The 440-nt window shown below is 35.5% G+C and carries 1 protein-coding gene and 2 pseudogenes; 2 read left to right on the top strand and 1 reads right to left on the bottom strand.

Annotated features, from left to right (window positions below):
- The coding region (locus E4T71_RS08980; RefSeq protein WP_135038975.1) for a helix-turn-helix domain-containing protein at positions 1-180 on the bottom strand (180 nt) is incomplete at its 3' end.
- Between the two features lie 14 nt (positions 181-194).
- Between E4T71_RS08980 and E4T71_RS10370 the strand changes: the two are divergent.
- Together E4T71_RS10370 and E4T71_RS10365 are read left to right on the top strand one after the other, a co-directional pair.
- Positions 195-296: pseudogene (locus tag E4T71_RS10370) on the top strand (IS5/IS1182 family transposase); the annotation flags it as partial.
- Between the two features lie 21 nt (positions 297-317).
- A pseudogene (locus tag E4T71_RS10365) lies at positions 318-440 on the top strand (IS66 family transposase zinc-finger binding domain-containing protein); the annotation flags it as partial.

Here is a 440-nt window from a genome sequence, read left to right as displayed (position 1 = left end):
GATTTTTCTAGACTTAGCAACACGCTTTTTACGTTCTAAATGCCCTTGTTCTCGTTGTTGCTTTTCCCAGGTGTATAAAGTATTCGTACTGATATTAAATAGTTTTGCAGTTTCTTGACGTGTATGTCCTTCTTTTACATAAGCAAGGACACGTTTTCTAAAATCGATTCCGTATGCCATAGAATAAGTATATCATATTCGGTTTATAAACTAAACAACTATACCGCAATCGTAAGAAACGATTTGGTTTAAGAATGAACCTAATTGCTGGTATTATCAATTTTGAAAGGCTATAAACGTTTCGCAGGAAGTCTAATGGTGATTTAAAAGAAATTGGTAGCCACCTACAACGCCAAGAATTGGTCTTTATACCTGCTCAATTAAAACGAGTGGATCACATCCAGCACGCCTATAAATGTCAGGAATGCAGTGAAAAATCA

Origin of the sequence: Streptococcus sp. WM07, assembly GCF_004570525.1 — a bacterium.
Classification (GTDB): Bacteria; Bacillota; Bacilli; order Lactobacillales; family Streptococcaceae; genus Streptococcus.
This window is presented reverse-complemented; position numbering and strand designations above follow the sequence as displayed.